Raw genomic sequence first — 256 nt, 5'->3', positions numbered from 1 at the left:
GTTCTTTTCGCCTTTCCCTCACGGTACTGGTTCACTATCGGTCAGTCAGGAGTATTTAGCCTTGGAGGATGGTCCCCCCATATTCAGACAGGATGTCACGTGTCCCGCCCTACTCATCGAACTCACAGCCTGTGCATTTTTGTGTACGGGACTATCACCCTGTACCGTGCGACTTTCCAGACGCTTCCACTAACACACAAACTGATTCAGGTTCTGGGCTCTTCCCCGTTCGCTCGCCGCTACTGGGGGAATCTCG

The 256-nt window shown here is 53.5% G+C and carries 1 rRNA gene; it reads right to left on the bottom strand.

Annotated features, from left to right (window positions below):
• A 23S ribosomal RNA gene (locus ACOZIO_RS25115) occupies nucleotides 1-256 on the bottom strand; the annotation flags it as partial.

The organism is Rahnella sp. PD4 (genome assembly GCF_049199325.1).
GTDB classification, from domain to species: domain Bacteria; phylum Pseudomonadota; class Gammaproteobacteria; order Enterobacterales; family Enterobacteriaceae; genus Rahnella; species Rahnella perminowiae.
Note: the sequence above shows the minus strand (reverse complement) of the source record. Positions and strands in the feature narration are given on the sequence as shown.